Raw genomic sequence first — 18,324 nt, 5'->3', positions numbered from 1 at the left:
GTTCATCCTGAGCCAGGATCAAACTCTCCATTGTAAAGTTTTTTTTAGCTGTAATCTTTAAACAGCTTCATTTTCTGTTCTCCAGGGAATATAAACCTAAGTCTATACCTGTTTTTGTGTCGTTTCGTATCCAATACTTCAAAGAACTTTTTCCTTTTTTAAGGAATTGTTTAGGGTCATTTCCCTAAAAGCGAGTGCAAATATCGCTCTTTATTTTTAACATCCAAAAAAGAAGCACGCTAAATTAAATTAATTTTTACCCGCTTACCGAAGGCCCTATTTTCAGTTTAAAATACTGACGTTTTCAGTAAATTTTTCTTAAATGGGAATGCAAACTTAGCGGTATCCTGCATATTTACCAAATAGAAATTTCAAAAAGTGATTGCCTTTTTGATAAGTTACTGTAAACAAGAAAAATATTTTACTTTGGTGCCTTATAAAGGGGTACCGTGCTGCAAGGTTCACCATACATAATGGATTTGGCATGGCCCTGAATCTTCGCCACCACACGCCCATAAGCATACAGCGGAACAGGGAATTTACTACAACCCTTTACAACAACTGGCCTCCCTTCATATGTACTGGGTTCGAGATCAGCCAAGGAACTCTCAAATAAGAACTGCTCCAGTGCTTGGAGATCTCCCAGCACATAAGTGACACCATGACTTCCCAAATAAGTCCCTACCAGCATAAAGGCCCAGTTGGGGACTATTGCGTCGGCAGTACAGGTCACTGCCACCAACTTTCCCTTGTATTGCGTCCAATCCAGCACTTTTAATGCAGCCCTGAAATCCTTTTCCCTTAAAATCAATTCTTGAAAAAGATAGTCTTTCAAATCAAAAACCACTCTTTCCTCTTTTCGGTAAAACTCTTCCAGATTTAATGTGATGATGGGGCTATTGGCAACACGATTGATGATTTCACTCATGATAAAAGCATATTTTTCTTTGAACTTATAACCCTAAAATCTTTCAAGTAGTTCGGTTCAAAATATGCAATGTCTTCAAATATCCCCCCCTGAAATTTCTTAAAGGCCAAATGGCCGACAGTTTCAGCTGAGGGCATCAAGTCAAGTAGCTTTGCCTGAGAATGAGCCAAAATATGCCTCAGCTTTTTTACACCGTCACCAAGAAAAAAAACAGGTCCCTCATTCAAGTATGCTGAATATGGGTTCTCATTTTCAAAAATTTTTGGGGCAAGGGCCTCAAGCTCTTGCAGGTTCTGGTCATAAACTGCTGTATACACCTCCATCCTCCGCGCATCCAGCATGGGTATGATTCGGGCCTCTCCCAACAAAAATGGCTGAACCCGTTTGGCCAATGCGCTCAAAGTGTCCACCCCAATTAGCGGTATATCCATTGCAAAAGCCATTCCTTTAGCAATAGACAGCCCAATCCTAAGACCTGTATAAGAACCGGGCCCGGATGAAACCGCAATGGCACTCAGGTCTGTTGTCTTTATGCCGGTCCGGTCCATCAACTGCTCTACAAGAAGCATCAACTGTTGGGAATGTACATTGTCCTGATGCAATTCCATCAACCCAAGCAATTGCCCATCCACATGCAAGGCTACCGAACAAACTGAAGTGGTAGATTCAATGGAAAGAATATGGACCATACCTGATTTATTTTTTTACTGAAGCAGTGAGGATTTGCCTCAGCTCTTGCTGATCAGAAAGTATGGCCAAAGATTTTTTGATCTCTTCATCATTCTTGAGGGAGGCTTCCACTACCCCCTCTTGGTAATAATACCTTGAAATCAATTCTTCTTTTAAGGCTTCTTTAATTTCGCCCTTATGGGTAATAAGATCCTGCTCTTTGTTATGACTTACTTTATTCTTCAACTCTTCTATGGTAGCCTGAATTTCTTCAAAATAAGGTTCCTTTTGAGCATATTTATTCAGGTCCTCCAGGCTTTTTTCGACGTAAGTGGTATAATCATAGTCCTTATCTTCTAACCAACTCACAAAATCCTTGTACATCGTATCATCAATCTCAAAATCCCGCGGAGAAGCGATAGACTCATGCTGCCTGAAAAACTCGTTTCCATAACTGAAAATAAGGTTTCTAGCCACCAAACTAAAGGTTATGGGTGCAAAGGACTTGGAATCTATTTTAAGATCAGGCTCAATACCTGCACCATCGAGTACCAGCCTGCCGTTTTTGGTCTTGAATTCGTTCCGAAGGGAATCAGGAACTGAATTCGAGTTCCCGTTTTCATCCTTCTTGCTGTAGTCTATAGCCTGAATACACCTGCCGCTCGGAATATAGTATTTTGCGGTAGTAAGCTTTATCTGAGCATTGTAGGAAAGGGGAACAGTAGTCTGAACCAGTCCCTTCCCAAAAGTCTTTCTCCCAATCAAAACTGCCCTGTCATAATCCTGTAAAGCACCGGCCACAATTTCTGCTGCTGAGGCACTGCGCTCATTGATGAGTACAGCTATTGGAATATCTTTGTCCACAGGTGATTTGGTAGTCTTATATACCGCATTGACATTTTCTATCTTTCCAATGGTTCTAACTACTTCTTTGCCTTTGGGAATGAATAGATTGACTATATCAACGGCCTCTTTCAAAATTCCACCAGGATTATCCCTGACATCCAACACCAATCGGGTAATGCCCTGGGATTTGAGGTCCAAAAGGGCTTTGCGGACGTCAGTGGCAGCATTGGTGGTAAAATCGGTCAACTTGATATATCCGGTTTGATCATCGATTTTGCCATAGTAAGGGACATTGGAAATAACAATCTTCCTTCTGGTCAAATTGAAAGTAAGGGTATCCTCTCCCCTTTTGACCTGCACATCAACCGCAGTATTGGCCGGCCCTTTTAAAAGTCTTGATATATCAGATGTTTCCTTTTTACTTACATCCACCGTGTCCACTTTAAGAAATTGATCTCCTATTCGCAGCCCTCCTGCCTGAGCAGGAAAACCGTAATAGGGCATCAGCACCATATTCACTCCGGTTCTATTGCCGATCAGGGCGCCTACTCCCCCATACTCTCCTGTTGTCATCAGGCGAAAGTCATCGGAATTTTCTTCAGGTATGAAGTCTGTGTAAGGATCAAGTTCCTCCAGCATGGCATTGATTCCAATAGCTATCAAGTGATCTGGATCAATATCATCAACATAATAAGAATCGAGTTCCCTGATCACGGAAGCGAAAATATCCAGGTTTTTGGCAATGGCGAAAAGCCTATCGTTTTTATTGGCAAAGGAAAAAAGTAATCCCGCGGACAATATTACCGCAAGGAAAATAATCAGTGGATTTCTGTGTTGTAATTTCATGTATCGGAATTTGTGGAATTGCTGTTTTCTGCTAACACTTTCAGAATTTTTGTGATTTTTTTTTCAATGATTGGAAATGTAGCCAATTCAGAAGAAACATAAATCAGGCCAATCAATTTCTTTGGCAGCTCTGGTGCCAAAATTTCAGATTTGTGCAATCTGTAGGCCTCCTTCATCCTTCTTTTGATGAGATTACGGTCTACAGCTTTTCTGATCTTTCTTTTAGAAACGGAAAAAAGCACCTGATGGGTTTCATCAAACCCTGCAGGAGCATCCAAAACCATTACCTTGAAGGGATATAAAAAAAAAGAGGAACCTTTATCAAAAAGTTCCTTGATTAACTTTTTAGAATGTAATCTTTCATTCTTTGGAAGTTTGAAATTCATTGCATTTTCTTTGACGTATAAAAATACGAAAACAAATGCCAAAGAATTACTTCTTCAATGTTTTCTCAGAAGATACAGACAACCTATGTCTTCCTTTTGCCCTTCTGGACTTCAATACTCTCCTGCCATTGGCAGTAGACATCCTAAGTCTGAAACCATGCTTGTTTCTTCTTTTTCTACGAGAAGGTTGAAATGTTCTTTTCATGACGCTATGCTTTTAAATCTTTTTGCTTTCCTAATTCACTCCCCAGAGGTTTCCCCACAAAAGGACTGCAAAGATAGAGAGCTTTTTTTTATTTACAAACACGACAATTACTTTTGTTCAACACATTCTGAAAAGTAAAATGCATTATCATATTTCCCGAAAATCGATTTGCTCTCAATATATCCAAATCAAACTTCTCATCTCCTGCCATCAAGGAGAACCCATCCATTTGCAATTGGCTGCTTGGAGGCCAGGCAGATATGAACTGACAAATTACGCACAAAAAATTAGGGGTTTCCAAGTTAAATTGGAGAATAAACCAGTCTATTGGTACAAAAAAACAAAAGACCTCTGGTTTTTTACTGCTACTGAAACTGGGGAGTATCAAATCGATTACGAGTTCTATTGCAACCAAATGGATGCAGGAGGCTGCTGGTCTGATGACAGGCAACTTTACCTCAACTTCAGCAACTTTGTTTTTGAAGTAAAAGAAAAAAGTGCATCTCCAATTTCAGTAAGCATGGACATCCCCGAGGATTACCAAGTGGCCACTGCCCTTCCAGAGAATGGCCAAGGAATATGGGAAGCCAGCGGATATCAACATTTGATGGACAGTCCTTTACTTGCAGCTGCCGGACTCCAACACCATAGCTATAGCATACAATCCCACACTTTTCATCTCTGGTTCCATGGGGATATCCATTTTGATATGCCCACATTAATCGAAGACTTCAAGGCTTTCACCGAAAAACAAATAATGGCTTTTGGGGAATTCCCCGCAGAAAATTACCATTTCATTTTCCAACTCCTTCCATATAGACATTATCATGGGGTGGAACATGCTTATTCAACCGTGATTACTTATGGCCCTGCCGAAGACCTAAAGGAAAAAGCAGCGCGGGATGAGTTGATGGGAGTCAGTTCTCATGAACTGTACCACTTTTGGAATGTTTGCCGCATCAGGCCAAAAGAACTATGCACTTATAACCTTGCCACAGAAACTTACTTGGATACAGGCCTGGTTCTGGAAGGCGTGACCAGCTACATGGGAGACCTTTTCCTGCTGCAATCAGGGTATTTTTCCAAAACCGATTATTTAAAAATACTCCAAAAACAGATCCAAAAAGAAGCCGATCATGAAGGTTGGAAAAACCTCAATATACAGGAATCAAGTTTTGATTTATGGCTGGATGGGTACAAACCTGGTATCCCTGACAGAAAAGTAAGCATTTATAATCGCGGTGCATTGATTGCCCTCTGTCTGGATATTATCCTATTACCTGAAGGTGCTTGCTTATCTGCTGTGATGAAGAAGATGTGGGATGTTTTTGGCAGGACAAAAATGGGATACCACATACAGGACTTCTATGAAATGTTAAAATCGGCAAGCAACAACAGTACAGCCTTTGTCGACTTTTGGGATCATTATGTAGTGGGTAAGGGAGACCTATTGGTTCCATTGTCCAAACTCTTGGACAAAATAGGCATAGCAATCATTCAGGAAGTGCATGAAAATGAATTTTTGCATAATTACGGCATCAGGAAGGATGAGGAAGGAAAAGTCCTGCAGGTACACCAGGAAGCTGATGCCTATGGTAAAATCATGATCAATGACCTGATTGTCGATGTACCCTCTGAGCTTCAATCAAAAAGTGGGAACAGCATCACCATAGGCCTGGAAAGATTGGGCAGGAAACTAAACACCAGCATCCAAAGTGGGGAAAAGAGATTTTATCCATTAATCAAACTCCAGGAAACCGGATCAAGTCAATTCGGGGAAATATGGGAGAAGGGACAATAATAAGCTGAACTTTCTCCAAACTGATCTAGTGTCTGGCTCTTGGTCCTTGTAAAAAGCAGTGTTCAGGACTGATGAAACCTGGATGATGGATGGGGTTTCCCCAAAGCAACCGGAAATCTTTCAAAACACAAAATAATCAAGTATTTAGCCCGTAATGACTTGTGTGAAGTGATCTAGAAAATATAGTGCCTATTCCGGTTTCAAAAAAGGTCATGGTATTGAAAAATCTTAGAATAAAAAAGGGCCAAAATTGGCCCTTTTTTATTAATTACTTAAGATTATTTAAAATCTTCATCGGATAACTCTTGGTTAAATGCGATCGAAACAACTTTGGTTTCAAGCGCAGAAGGCATCATGGGATTGCTGATGCTCATTTTCATAGGGAATTTCACACCATCTATTTCCTTGTAATCACTGTAAGTAATATCTCCTGTTGCATCAGAACTGGTTCTTAACTTTAGTCCGGATCCCACAGAATAGTATTCTACCGTTTTGACACCGTTAGGTGCAGTAATCACCAAGCGATACGCCTCTTCTCCGTCAAGATCTTCTGTGCCTTGAAGTTCCAAGGTATAACCCATCTCTTCATAATGCTCCTCTGGAAAAACATAGGTCTGCGCCTTCATCATGGAAAGCATTTCTTCAGGAATATCATTTTCCTGCCCCATGGCTGTGATCTTACCTTTGCCGTTGGCCAAGACAGTTTTTGACGCCACATTGCCCATAACGATAGTCTCCTGCAAAAGGCGGCTGTTTTCTTGATCAGAAATACCTTTGATCTGAATGCTCATCCCCTGCATTTCTGCTTCCATGGTCATCACTGAGTTTTTGATCTTGGCAACATTTTCTTTTCCCCCTACTGCCTCTATGTAGCGGGCTATCACTTCTTTCGGGTCATTGGCATCTTCTGAGAGTGGCGCATGATCCACATTTGCTTTACTCTCCCCTACCCATAACAAGCAGAAGTAGAGTGCAAAAAAAGGAATTAAAAATTTTTTCATTTTATCTTGCTTAAGTTATAACCTATCAAAAATAGAAATAAAAGGGAGAAAATTCTCCCTTTTATTTCAGATTATTTCATATCTTCTTCTGTAACCTCAACATTGAATTGAATCTTCTCGACTTTGGATTCAAGCGGCATAGGAATCATGGGTGATTTCATGGTCATCATCATGGGATAAAGGACCCCATCTACCTCTTCGTAGTCTGTGTAAATCATATCTCCATTTTCCTGGCTTTCTGTCTTGATTTTAAGACCTGAGGCCACACTGTAATAATTTAACTGAGAGGTTCCTGTAGGATTGGAAACTAAAATTTTATATGCTTCCTCTCCTTCAAGGTCTTGTATTCCCTGTAACTCTACAGAATACCCCAAATCCTCAAAGTGCAATTCAGGAAAAATGAACATACTCATTTTTACAGCTTCAAACTGTTCGTCGTTGAGCTCTTGGCTATTGCCCATGCCAGTAACAGTGGCCTTTCCATCTTTCACCACAACATGCGAAGCCACATTGCCCATCATCGATACCTTATTTGAAAACTTGCCTTCTGTTTCATCATATACATAAGACATATTCAATTTCATGCCCTGTATTTCTGCAACTGCTTCCATTTTAGAGGTTTTGATAGCCTCCACCTTGGATTTACCTCCAATAACTTCAAAATACCTGGCCAAAACCGCGGCAGCAGTCATGCCTTCTTCCATGGCAATTTGCTTTTCAGGCTCACCAACATTGGTAAACCGGTTTACTTCACCAAAAGCCATCAGACTTTCCTGAATCACGGTACCATTTCCTACAACCGTTATGTACATATTATCCGGCTTCAAGTATTTTTTTGCAGAAGCATTGATATCTTCTACTGTAAGTGCACTCAGGCGTTGGAGATAAGAAGTGTAGAAATCTTCAGGCAACTTATACCTTTGGGTATTGATAGCAAAGTTGGCAATGGTAGATGGACTTTCAAGAGATCTTCCAAAAGACCCACTGAGATTTGCCTTAGCAGCCTCCAATTCTTCCGCTGTAATGCCATTATCCCTTAAGGTTCTGATTTCATAAACCATCTCATGAATGGCAGAATCTGTAGCAGTCTGCTTGACGCTGGCATTGGCCCTGAAACTGGTCACCAATTTGTCTGCCCCTATAGAAGAATATGCGCCATAGGTGTAGCCTTTATCTTCACGAAGATTCATAAAAAGCCTGGAAGAAGAACCTCCACCCAAAATATAATTCAATACCCTCGTGGCCAGGTAATCTTCATCAGACAGACTCATTTCCATAGGATAAGTAATATTGACCACGGACTGTACAGAAGCTGCCCTGTCCACCAATGCTACTTTGTTTTCTGCAGGTGGTGCAGGCATGGCATATTCCTTGGAAGGGACATCTCCCTGCTCCCATTGCGCAAAGTATTTGTTGACCAAGGCCTCTGCTTCAGCCTTATTGATATCTCCTACTATTGCCAAATAAGCAATATTTGGTTTAAAATAAGTGTTATAATAAGCTTGGATGTCTTCCACCGCAATATTATTGATAGTGGCTTCGGTTTCATTTTCTCCATAAGGATGGGATTTTCCATAATTCAGGGTAGAAGCCAATCTGGAAGATATTGAATTGGGATCATCTTTACTTGCTGCAAGGCCGGAAATGGCCTGTTTTTTCAGTTTATCCAATTCTTCCTGTGGGAAAATAGGATTATACAAAACATCACTCATCAATTCCAATACTTTCTCCTGATGCTTCTTCAATGAGGAGGCAAACAAAGAAGTGGAACCTGCAGAAAGGGATGCCCCAATAAAATCCACCTCTTCATCAAGTTCGTCCTTGGTTCTGTTGGTAGTGCCACCGGTCAGCATTTCTCCAACCATACCGAGCATACCGGATTTATCCCCTTCCAAAATTGGGTCCCTCTCAAGCACCAAAGAAAAGGCCACCCTTGGGAGTTTATTATTTTCTACTACAAATACTTTCAAACCATTGGGTAAAACGAAAGAATCGGCGTTGCCCAATTTGATTTCTCTGGCCGGAGCCGGTTCTGGGTAGCTGGACCTGTCTATTTGTGCAAATCCTGTTTGGACCAATAGAAAGGTCATCAGGTATAGGATACTTTTTTTCATAGCTCTTAATTTTTTACTTCATAAAAATTACTCTGTGACTTCTTCAGATTTCGGTAAATAATACAGCACTACCCGACCTTCCTGGTTGAGGTATTTATTGGCCACACGCTGCAGGTCTTCTTTATTTACCTTGCGGTAAAAGGCTAACTCCTGATTGATGTAGTCTGTATCCCCAAAAAATACCCTTGCCTGTGACAAGTTTTGCGCAATCCCTGCCATAGAACTGTTTTGGCTTACCAAATTATTTTCTATGATATTCTGCAACTTCTGAAAATCCCTTTCAGAAATCCCTTCTTCCTGTACTTTGGTCAAAAGCATATCAATTTCGGCTTCCAAATCTTTGGGATCTATTCCCATATTGGTAATTCCATACATTAGAAAAACGCCTCCATCTTCCAAATCGAGTGGAATAGCCGCAACAGCCAAAGCTTTTTGTTGCTTATCCACCAGTTCCTTGGTCATCAAGGAAGAGTTACCACCTGTAAGGTAAGTGGATAACATGGACATGGCATAAGCGTCCGGATGGTTTTTAGGGGGAAGATTATAGGCCTGAATGATGGCAGGAATCTGGATATTGTCATAAATGATATCCCTGATCTCAGCCGTCTTCACCGGTTCTTTGATATCAGGTCTGTAAAATTCTGATGGACCTTTGGGTATTTCTTCAAAATATGCCCTGGCCCACTGCTCTGCCTGCTCATAGTCAATATCCCCAGCGATGGTCAAAGTAGCATTATTGGGCACATAATACGCTTTATGAAAAGCCATAAACTCCTCCAATCTTGCAGCGTCAAGATGCTCCATGGAACCGATTACCGGCCACTGATAGGGATGCTGGGAAAAAGCACGCTTCATGGTCTCCGGCAAAATGGTGCCATATGGACGGTTATCGTACACTTGCCTCTTTTCTTCTTTGATCACCTCTCTTTGTGTATCTACACCGATTTCATCAATCTTAGGATGCAACATCCGCTCAGACTCCATGTAGAGGGCAGTTTCCAACTGATTGGAAGGAACAATTTCATAATAATAAGTTATGTCATTGGATGTAAAGGCATTCAAAGTACCTCCTATGGACTGAATTTTATTCATATACTCTCCTCTAGGAATATTTTCAGTTCCTTCAAACAGTAGGTGCTCAAAAAAGTGTGCAAAACCAGTCCTGTCAGGACTTTCATTTTTTGAACCCACGTGATAAAGTACAGATACTGCCACAATAGGCGTACTGTTGTCCTGATGCATGATTACATGTAAACCGTTATCCAAGGTAAATTCCTTGAATTCAATTCGGTTCTGGGCTGAAACAGCAAAGGCAAAACAAAATGCCAGTCCCAGCGAAAAGATCAATTTTCTCATATATGAATATAATTAGGTTTTATATTATGTTTTACTCTTTTTAAGCATGTTTTGTTTATTTGTCCATAATCGGACAAAAAAAAAGAATATCCTTTCTTTTCTACGACTAAAACATTCGAAAATATTGCCAGAAATGTTTTTATCCAAGAATCACCTAGGTTTTTAACGAATAATAACATCTTAATCGATATAAAATATTGATTTTCAACACCCTGATAATATATCTTTGTATTTCTCTAAAACCAGATTATCAAAAACCTGGAATTTGGCTTTGTTTCATCCATGTTTTCAAAATCCGGTTTACAGTTTCAGGAATCCAATTAAGGTCAATCGCAGTTGACACTTTCCCAACCTTCTACAAACTCCGTCCAATTCAGTGCCAAAAGCAATCCGAAAATCACTACTCCTACCAATACTATCAATAAGAATTTGTTTTTGAAAAGATCCATAAGCTAATGCATTTATAGGTTAAAACTAATGTTCTATGCAATCTAAATCAATCTGACCTAAAAAGTCAAATAATTGCCTTAACTTAAACGGATAAATTACAACTCATTAATTTTTAGACGGTTACATTTAAAAAATTGAGGATTTGATCTTTTACTCAGGCAATTACCCGGCTTTTGGTCCTATAAATACGCTTGGATCCTTTGATATCCGGTATTTCATAAACATGGGCAGATAAAAAAACCATAGGCATAAAGCTCCCAAGGTCAGGTATATGAATTTGGACCAAATGGGTCCAGCGGTAAGCAACAAAACCTGGAAGTATATATTGAGTAAAAGCAATCCATAGGTAATCAATAAATCTTTTTGCCCTAACTTCCCTTTGTTGAAGACATTCATCAACATAAAAAGAAATACAATATGAATAAAGTTCTCTCCAGGCCAGATGACAAGCCATAAAATTTCCTGGGAAACACTATCCTGAAGATCCAAGGCCTTACCCCAATTGACGCCCAGGACAATCCCCAAAAGTATCAATACATGAATAATTATCTCTTTTCGGTTCATAGTTGAAATTTAATAAAAAAATAAAAAATAAATCTTAACTGTCCTGGATTTTTCATCCCAAACAGTCTAGCCATTAATTTGAACCCATTTTTTAAATTTTATAAAGATACCCAACAAATCCTTGGTCATTAGCAATTATGGGTTCAATCTGCCCAAAATCTCCTTGGCTTCATGCCATTGCAGTCTGGGACCAAACTGACTCACGATTTTGGAACTGGCCATAGAAGCCAGCTTTCCACTGGACGCATAACTGTGTCCATTGGTAATACCATACATAAATGCGCCTGCAAACATATCTCCAGCCCCATTGCTGTCGATGGCAACTGTTTTATATGGCTCAATATCGATAAAGGTGTCTCCATCGAAAATCATCGCACCGTTTTTCCCTTGGGTAATCACAAAATGTTTGGCAGCTTTTTTCATTTCCTCACGTGCCTCAGCCAAATTGTCCTTACCTGTAAAAAGCATGGCCTCTTCTTCATTGGCAAACAAAAGATCTACACTGGGACCTATCACATCCTCAAAACCTGACTTGAAGTATTTGACCATTGCAGGATCTGAAAAGGTCAACGCCACCTTGGTTCCAGCCTGCTCAGCAGTTTTCTTGGCATGTAACATGGCTTGTTTTCCATTGGCTGATGTTACCAGATAGCCTTCAATAAACAAGTATTGTGAATCTTTTATTGCCCATTCATTGATGTCCTGAACGGAAAAGTTCTGGGTGATTCCCAAAAAAGTATTCATGGTGCGCTCTGAGTCTTCTGTCACCATGACCAAACACTTACCCGTAATTCCTTCCTCGGGGATCTTACCTTCCAAGCTATTGTCTACACCAGAATTTTTTAGGTCTTCCAGGTAAAAATGGCCCAATGCATCATTGGCTACTTTACAACAATAATAGGAGCTGCCCCCAAACTGGCTCAGGGCAATTACTGTATTGGCCGCTGAACCACCACACTGTTTTTTGGCCTCTTCCGTATTGATCACCGCCATCAGGGCATTCTGTCTTTCCTCATCCACCAAGGTCATGAGGCCTTTTTCCACCTTGTTGTCCCAGAAAAACTGGTCTGTCACTTTAAATTCTATATCTACCAATGCATTGCCAATGCCTGTAACGTCGTATTTTTTCATGTTTTATGCTATATCTTTATTACTAGTCGGTTTAATATCTATTGTCCTTTAAAGGAAGTTGTAATTGTTTAGAAAACTTTTTCAACAATCCAATTTCAATCACTCCCCTACTTACTTATACAGTACCTTTTACTTGGTAAAATTTGTCTGTGGCGGATAGTACTTGGTACAAAGTAATATCAATCAAATACCTTGTGCCTTTCAAAAGGTTTTTCCCTATCAAAAAGGTAACGATAAGTATGGTGCGTTTTGAAAACCTTGGCATTTATCTGTTCACAGACCCGCATCATTTTCGGATTAAAATCCCCTATCCAATTCAATTCTATTGTTTTGTAAGGAAAGGAATCGTACTTAGCAAAGGTTTCATTATAAGCCATGATCATGGCTGAATCCACTCCTTTTCCCTGAAATTCAGGAATCACTCCAAAAACCAAGCCTAGCATTTTATTGGGTGGATTGAAGGTTTTATTCCAAAGGAATTTGATTTTCCCAATCAGGTCCAATTGGCCATTCACATATTTGAAAATCTGGTTGATTTCGGGAATATTGATAAAGAAGGAAATGGGTTCACCCTTATGAAATCCAAAATAAATCAACCGGGGATCCATTATAGGTTTCATCTTCTTAAACATCAATTGGGTTTCTTTCAGGGAAAGTGTCTTACCCATGTGCCTGGCCCAAGCCTTGTTGTATACTTCCATAAAGTATTGGGCCGCTTTTTCCTTTAATTCCCTGCCCTTCATGTGTCTAAATTGGAAATCGGGATTTTTTAATATTCCATTGGCGCGTTCTATAAGTTTGGCATCAAAACCCGAGCCCTGTACCGGACGCATATAGGTAAATTGCTTGAAGTATATCTGAAAACCATAAGCTTCGAAAAAATCCCTGTAATAGGCAAAGTTCCAGGGCATATTGTAATTGGGAGGTGAAAAGCCTTCAACCAATAAACCCCACCACTTATCCCTCTCTCCGAAGTTGACAGGACCATCCATGGCTTCCATCCCCTCTTCCACCAACCATGTTTTGGCCGTATCAAACAGTTGGAAGGCTGCCTCTTGGTTTTCAATGCATTCAAAAAACCCTATTCCACCAGTAGGTTGTTTTTCTTTCCATTTGGGATGTAGAAAGGCAGCAATCCTGCCTATGGTTTCACCCTTTGAATTCTGTAGCAACCAACGCCTGGCTTTTCCGCCAATTTTGAAAAGTTTGTTGCTCTCTGGCTGGAAAATTCCCTGAATATCCTTGTCCAAAGGTCTGATCCAGTTTTTTTCATTCTTGTAAAGCCTGACAGCCATTTCTAAAAATTCTCTTTCTTGAAGGGGCGTAGTAACTTCTACTATTGTCATTTGATTGATGATTTTCGGCGGGTAAAAATAGAAATTTTATTTGGGAAAAGAAGGAGGGATTCAATACTAGGTTCATTTTAGTATAGGAGTGAGCTAAAACATAGGGATATGGTGTCTTGAATAGGGCGGTAGGGTTTTTGATTATGCTGGTAGGGTTTTTGAAATTTTGATTTTCCACCACATGGCATCATAGATTTCCCCTTGTGGATCTGCTGTTTGGTAATTGCAATTCCGATAGGAATTTTGTATTCCTTATTTAACTGCTGTAAGCGCAACGGATGACACCGGAAACCCCGTAAGATCTTTTTCTATATGGGCAATTGTGACTATATGGTAAAAAACATTCCTTTATTGCTTTGGAGCAAGATTAGGATAATCCGTAATGATCCCATCCACTCCCATGTCCAGGAGTTCTTGCATTTTTTCTGCATTGTTTACAGTCCATGGAATCACCTTCATCCCTTTGGCATGCAAATCGGCTACAATTTGAGAAGTCAATGCAGGGAAATAAGGCGAATAAATCCGGGGAACGAAGCCCAATTCAGCAAGTTGTTCTTCGGATTTTCCGGCATGTTCTACCAACATGGCCAATGTAATGGCAGGATAGGCCTCATGCAGATACTGAAGCACGCGGAAATCAAAAGATTGGATGTTGAAGCGCTCTGGGCTGAGTTTCTCTACCAAAAGACTGATTACCTTATCTGAAAAAGCCGCAGGTGCGGGATGATAGACCCCATCGCCCTCCGGCATACTCTTGATCTCTATATTGTAATAGGGCGCAGGAAGTCCAAAATCCGAAACATACTTCTCTACTACATCAATTAAATCGCTTAATCTGGGTTTGGTTACATGAAATTTTACCTGTTGGGGGAAACCTGCATGGAACTTGCTTCCACAATCATATCGCAGTACCTCTGCATAGGTAAGCGTATAAATATTATGGGAGCGGTCATTTGGGGAGATTTCCATCCCTTCCTGATCCAGGCAAATGGCCGGATTTATCCAGGGTTCATGAGAAACGATCACCTCTCCATCTTTGGTAATGGCCAGGTCAAGCTCCAAGGTGGTAACACCTAAATCCAAAGCCTTGATCATGGCAGGAATGGTGTTCTCAGGCATTATACCCCGGGAACCACGGTGGCCTTGCAGGTCGTAGGTAATTTGGGCTTGTAGGTTCATGGTAAATAAGGCGCATATAAGAATCAGGGAATTTTGCTTCATGGTATGTTTTTTTCCCCAATTTAAAACATGCATTTTAAAAATTCCGCAGAAGTAAAGTTAAATTGATGTGAATAATGAAGCGTGAGGGGAGATGAAGAATGAGATATCAGGAATGAAGACTCCGTAAAAAACAAGAATGTTACAAGGCTGAAGTTTGGTTTTGTCAATAGTAGATTTTAACATTTAGGTAATGTCCAGAAAAAGAAATGACAGTTATTGAAATGTCATGCTGATATTTTAAAAGTTGGTATTTACAGAAAGGGTAATGACAAAATTGCGCGTCATACTGATCCCGAGTAATTCGGGAGAAGTATCTCCTCTATTATGGGAGACCCTTCGCTTCACTCAGGGTGACGGTTACTCTTACCTGTCAATGATACCGGAGCTTGCGGAGGTGAAGCATCCCCTCTATTTTGGGAGACCCCCCGAAAGCATCGGGGCAGGCTTTCGCTTCACTCAGGGTGACGGTTACTCTTACCTGTCAATGATACCGGAGCTTGCGGGACAGGCAGTGCCTCGCTACCAATGACAACATTAGGCGTCCCACTGAACGTAGTGAAGTATCCCCTAAGATTAAGGGGATCTTTCAGTCGTTCCTCCTTCAAGATGACGGATCAAGTGATGTCATTACCCTTTCTGTACATTTTCCCAAATGTTGAGATCTCAGCATGACGGTTCCTTAAGCCTTAAACCCCTAAACTATCCCCCGCTCTCGGTCCCTCAGTCTTCTATTACATTATATCAAATCACATCCCCATAAAGGTCAAATTCAGTGGCTTCCGTAATCCTTGCCGCTACAAAATCCCCAATTCTGCAAAAATGCCTGGATGCGTCAATCAACACCTCATTGTCCACCTCCACAGAATCATACTCCGTCCTGCCCACAAAAAAACCGTTCTCCTTTTTATCAATCAGCACTTTGAAAGTCTTGCCTATTTTCTCCTGGTTAAGATCATAGGAAATCTGCTCCTGAATTTCCATTAAATAATTCGCGCGCTCCTGCTTGACTTCCTCCGGGATACTGTCCTCAAGTGTAAAAGCATGGGTATTTTCCTCATGGGAATAAGTGAAGACACCCAACCTTTCAAACTTCATTCTTTCCACAAAATCCACCATCTCCTGAAACTCGGCCTCTCCCTCACCCGGGTGCCCCGCAATCAAAGTGGTCCTTATGGCTATTTCCGGAATCAAATCCCTGATAGAATGTATGAGTTCCTCCTGCTTTTCCCTGGTGGTACCTCTTCGCATGGTCTTCAAAACAGAGGTGGAACCATGCTGTAAGGGAATATCAAGGTAATTACAGATATTGGGCCTTTCCTTCATTACTTCAATTACATCCATAGGAAAACCCGTAGGAAAAGCATAATGTAGCCTTATCCACTCGATCCCCTCCACATCCGAAAGGGCACGCATCAGATCTGCCAACTTCCTTTTTTTGTACAGATCCAAACCATAGTAGGTCGAGTCCTGGGCTATCAATAAGAGTTCCTTGGTTCCATTGGCCGCTTTGTGCTGCGCCTCTTTGACCAACTCTTCTATTGGACGGGAAATGTGTCCGCCACGCATCAGTGGAATGGCACAAAAAGAACAAGGACGGTCGCAGCCTTCCGAGATCTTCATATAGGCATAATGGGCATTATGGGTAAGCAAACGCTCTCCCACCAACTCCTGCTTATAGTCCGCTTTGAACTTCTTGAGCAAAGCAGGCAAGTCTCTGGTGCCAAAATAAGCATCTACCTGAGGGATTTCCTTTTCCAAATCGTCTTTGTAGCGCTGAGAAAGGCAACCGGTGACATACACCTTGTCCACCACACCCCGTTCCTTGGCATCTACGTACTGTAATATGGTATCTATGGATTCCTGCTTGGCATTGTCAATAAAGCCACAGGTATTGATGATGATGATATTGTTGTCCTTACTGCCGGACTCGTGGCTGGCTTCTATGCCATTGCCTTTTAACTGGGTCAACAATACCTCTGAATCCACCAGGTTTTTTGAACAACCCATGGTGACTATGTTGACTTTGTCTTTTTTTAATGTTCTCGCTTTCACTTGCATTCCAATTTGGCTGCAAAGTTAGTGATTTTGAACGGAGAAAAAGGAATCTTAGTGCAGGAATAAAAAATGTAAGGAAAGACAATCCCCGTTTTCCGGGAAATTGTATCCGGAATTAATTATTAGACATATGCATGCTTTCTGTAACCGGCTTCGAAATCACAGGTTTGTGCTTTACCCGTCCAGGTTTTTGCTGAAGTACAGGAGGGGCGTTTTTCACATTTTCCCTCACCCGCTTCAAGGTCACTGCATCCAAGCGGGCGCCAAAAAGCACCGCTGTAAAAAGAATCAATGGCAACATCAGGTAATCGGAATAGGCTGCTCCAATAAACATCAGGGCTATGAAAAAACATTTGACTACTCCCAAAGTAATCGCCACCCTATCATGACCTAATCCCATTCGCATAAGAAAATGATGTACATGGTTTTTGTCCGGAGCAAATGGCGAACGTCCCCTTCTGATTCTTCTGGCAAATATCCTGACCGTATCATAAATCGGCACAATCATCAATGCGATGCCTGAAGCGATAGGAGCATTGAATTTCCAGGGATTGACATTGGGCAAGTGCCCATTCACATCAATGAAAAGAATGGTCAAAATAGACAGAGCAAATCCCAGACTCAATGAACCTGTATCACCCATAAAGATTTTGGCAGGGTGCCAGTTGAATACTAAAAAAGACAGCACAGAGCCCATCAAGATCAATGAAAACAGCCCAAAAGATTCCATGCCAATGGTCATAAACCACCAACCTAGGAATCCAAAAGTCAGCACACTGATACTTCCTGCAAGGCCATCCAGTCCGTCAATCAAATTGAATGCATTGGTCAATCCTATAATGGCAATAAAAGTCAAGGCATAACTGATTCCTATATGCAAGTCATAAACCCCAAATAGGCCGTACAATCCAGTAATTCTGATATCAGACATAAACACCACCATAAATGTGGCCACAAACTGCCCGCCTAACTTTTGAAAGGGAGAAAGCTCCACCAAATCATCCCTAAGCCCCACAAAAAACATCAGGGCAAGGGCCGCTATCACATAACGGATCTCAACCAAGTTGTAAATATCCAACCAAAGAAATGCGGTAAGCAATACTGAAAAGACAATCACAATCCCTCCCATCGATGGTGTATCATCCTTATGGATCTTCCGGCCTCCCGGTTTATCCATAACCCTCATTTTCTTAAAAGCACTAATTAAAATCGGCATTGATAAAAAACCTATCAGAAATGCCGTGAGTACAGTAAAGAATACAACCATAAAAGTGAGATTTTGAACAAAAGAAGCCATGTTTGGGATAAAAAACAAATCTTTAACTGTTTTTATTTTATGTCTTAATCAAACCAAAAAAAACTTATTTTAAATTGGATAATTAATACTTTCTGTCAAAAAACAAAT

The 18,324-nt window shown here is 40.8% G+C and carries 16 protein-coding genes; 1 reads left to right on the top strand and 15 read right to left on the bottom strand.

Features of this window, described 5'->3' with window-relative positions; all coding sequences use genetic code 11:
- Nucleotides 1-421: 421 nt before the first annotated feature.
- From QZT73_RS09890 to rpmH, 5 genes are read right to left on the bottom strand one after another with little or no spacing between them, the layout of a single operon-like run.
- Nucleotides 422-928 (bottom strand): DUF2480 family protein, encoded by a 507-nt coding sequence (locus QZT73_RS09890; RefSeq protein ID WP_291787901.1) that lies wholly within the window; start codon nucleotides 926-928, stop codon nucleotides 422-424.
- Nucleotides 925-1,617 carry a tRNA (adenosine(37)-N6)-threonylcarbamoyltransferase complex dimerization subunit type 1 TsaB gene (gene tsaB / locus QZT73_RS09885; RefSeq protein WP_291787899.1) on the bottom strand — a complete coding sequence of 231 codons (693 nt, stop codon included), beginning with the start codon at nucleotides 1,615-1,617 and terminating at the stop codon, nucleotides 925-927. Before tsaB ends, QZT73_RS09890 begins: the two co-directional genes overlap by 4 nt.
- Nucleotides 1,618-1,624: 7 nt before the next feature.
- A complete protein-coding gene (locus QZT73_RS09880; RefSeq protein ID WP_291787896.1) occupies nucleotides 1,625-3,289 on the bottom strand; it encodes a S41 family peptidase in 1,665 nt (554 codons plus the stop codon).
- Nucleotides 3,286-3,675 carry a ribonuclease P protein component gene (rnpA, locus tag QZT73_RS09875; RefSeq protein ID WP_291787893.1) on the bottom strand — a complete coding sequence of 130 codons (390 nt, stop codon included), beginning with the start codon at nucleotides 3,673-3,675 and terminating at the stop codon, nucleotides 3,286-3,288. Before rnpA ends, QZT73_RS09880 begins: the two co-directional genes overlap by 4 nt.
- A 46-nt stretch (nucleotides 3,676-3,721) precedes the next feature.
- On the bottom strand, nucleotides 3,722-3,880 hold the full coding sequence (gene rpmH / locus QZT73_RS09870) for a 50S ribosomal protein L34 (RefSeq protein WP_291783339.1): 159 nt from the start codon (nucleotides 3,878-3,880) through the stop codon (nucleotides 3,722-3,724).
- Between the two features lie 139 nt (nucleotides 3,881-4,019).
- Here rpmH and QZT73_RS09865 point away from each other — a divergent pair, with 139 nt between their 5' ends.
- On the top strand, nucleotides 4,020-5,681 hold the full coding sequence (locus QZT73_RS09865; RefSeq protein ID WP_291787890.1) for a M61 family peptidase: 1,662 nt from the start codon (nucleotides 4,020-4,022) through the stop codon (nucleotides 5,679-5,681).
- A gap of 278 nt (nucleotides 5,682-5,959) precedes the next feature.
- Here the strand turns inward: QZT73_RS09865 and QZT73_RS09860 are convergent, their stop codons facing one another.
- The 10 genes from QZT73_RS09860 to QZT73_RS09815 form a co-directional block, all read right to left on the bottom strand.
- On the bottom strand, nucleotides 5,960-6,682 hold the full coding sequence (locus QZT73_RS09860) for a peptidase, M16 family protein (RefSeq protein WP_291783333.1): 723 nt from the start codon (nucleotides 6,680-6,682) through the stop codon (nucleotides 5,960-5,962).
- 71 nt (nucleotides 6,683-6,753) lie between these two features.
- Nucleotides 6,754-8,796 (bottom strand): insulinase family protein, encoded by a 2,043-nt coding sequence (locus QZT73_RS09855; protein ID WP_291783330.1) that lies wholly within the window; start codon nucleotides 8,794-8,796, stop codon nucleotides 6,754-6,756.
- Between the two features lie 27 nt (nucleotides 8,797-8,823).
- Nucleotides 8,824-10,152: a pitrilysin family protein gene (locus tag QZT73_RS09850; protein ID WP_291783327.1), complete on the bottom strand. Its 1,329-nt coding sequence runs from the start codon at nucleotides 10,150-10,152 to the stop codon at nucleotides 8,824-8,826.
- A gap of 326 nt (nucleotides 10,153-10,478) precedes the next feature.
- The gene (locus tag QZT73_RS09845) at nucleotides 10,479-10,601 is read right to left on the bottom strand and encodes a hypothetical protein (RefSeq protein ID WP_291783325.1); all 123 of its coding nucleotides are present in this window, start codon (nucleotides 10,599-10,601) and stop codon (nucleotides 10,479-10,481) included.
- Between the two features lie 163 nt (nucleotides 10,602-10,764).
- Nucleotides 10,765-11,166 (bottom strand): hypothetical protein, encoded by a 402-nt coding sequence (locus QZT73_RS09840; protein WP_291783322.1) that lies wholly within the window; start codon nucleotides 11,164-11,166, stop codon nucleotides 10,765-10,767.
- A gap of 135 nt (nucleotides 11,167-11,301) precedes the next feature.
- Entirely contained in the window at nucleotides 11,302-12,297 is a 996-nt protein-coding gene (locus QZT73_RS09835) for an adenosine kinase (RefSeq protein WP_291783319.1), read from the bottom strand.
- A 179-nt stretch (nucleotides 12,298-12,476) separates the two neighbouring features.
- Complete coding sequence (locus tag QZT73_RS09830) at nucleotides 12,477-13,643, bottom strand: hypothetical protein (protein WP_291783317.1); 1,167 nt, start codon at nucleotides 13,641-13,643, stop codon at nucleotides 12,477-12,479.
- Between the two features lie 348 nt (nucleotides 13,644-13,991).
- Nucleotides 13,992-14,864: a glycerophosphodiester phosphodiesterase gene (locus QZT73_RS09825; protein ID WP_291787886.1), complete on the bottom strand. Its 873-nt coding sequence runs from the start codon at nucleotides 14,862-14,864 to the stop codon at nucleotides 13,992-13,994.
- Between the two features lie 741 nt (nucleotides 14,865-15,605).
- A complete protein-coding gene (gene rimO / locus QZT73_RS09820; RefSeq protein ID WP_291787883.1) occupies nucleotides 15,606-16,916 on the bottom strand; it encodes a 30S ribosomal protein S12 methylthiotransferase RimO in 1,311 nt (436 codons plus the stop codon).
- Nucleotides 16,917-17,034: 118 nt separating this feature from the next.
- Complete coding sequence (locus QZT73_RS09815) at nucleotides 17,035-18,216, bottom strand: MraY family glycosyltransferase (RefSeq protein WP_291780774.1); 1,182 nt, start codon at nucleotides 18,214-18,216, stop codon at nucleotides 17,035-17,037.
- Nucleotides 18,217-18,324 lie beyond the last annotated feature (108 nt).

Origin of the sequence: Cecembia sp. (genome assembly GCF_007126775.1) — a bacterium.
Taxonomy (GTDB): Bacteria; Bacteroidota; Bacteroidia; order Cytophagales; family Cyclobacteriaceae; genus Cecembia.
This window is presented reverse-complemented; position numbering and strand designations above follow the sequence as displayed.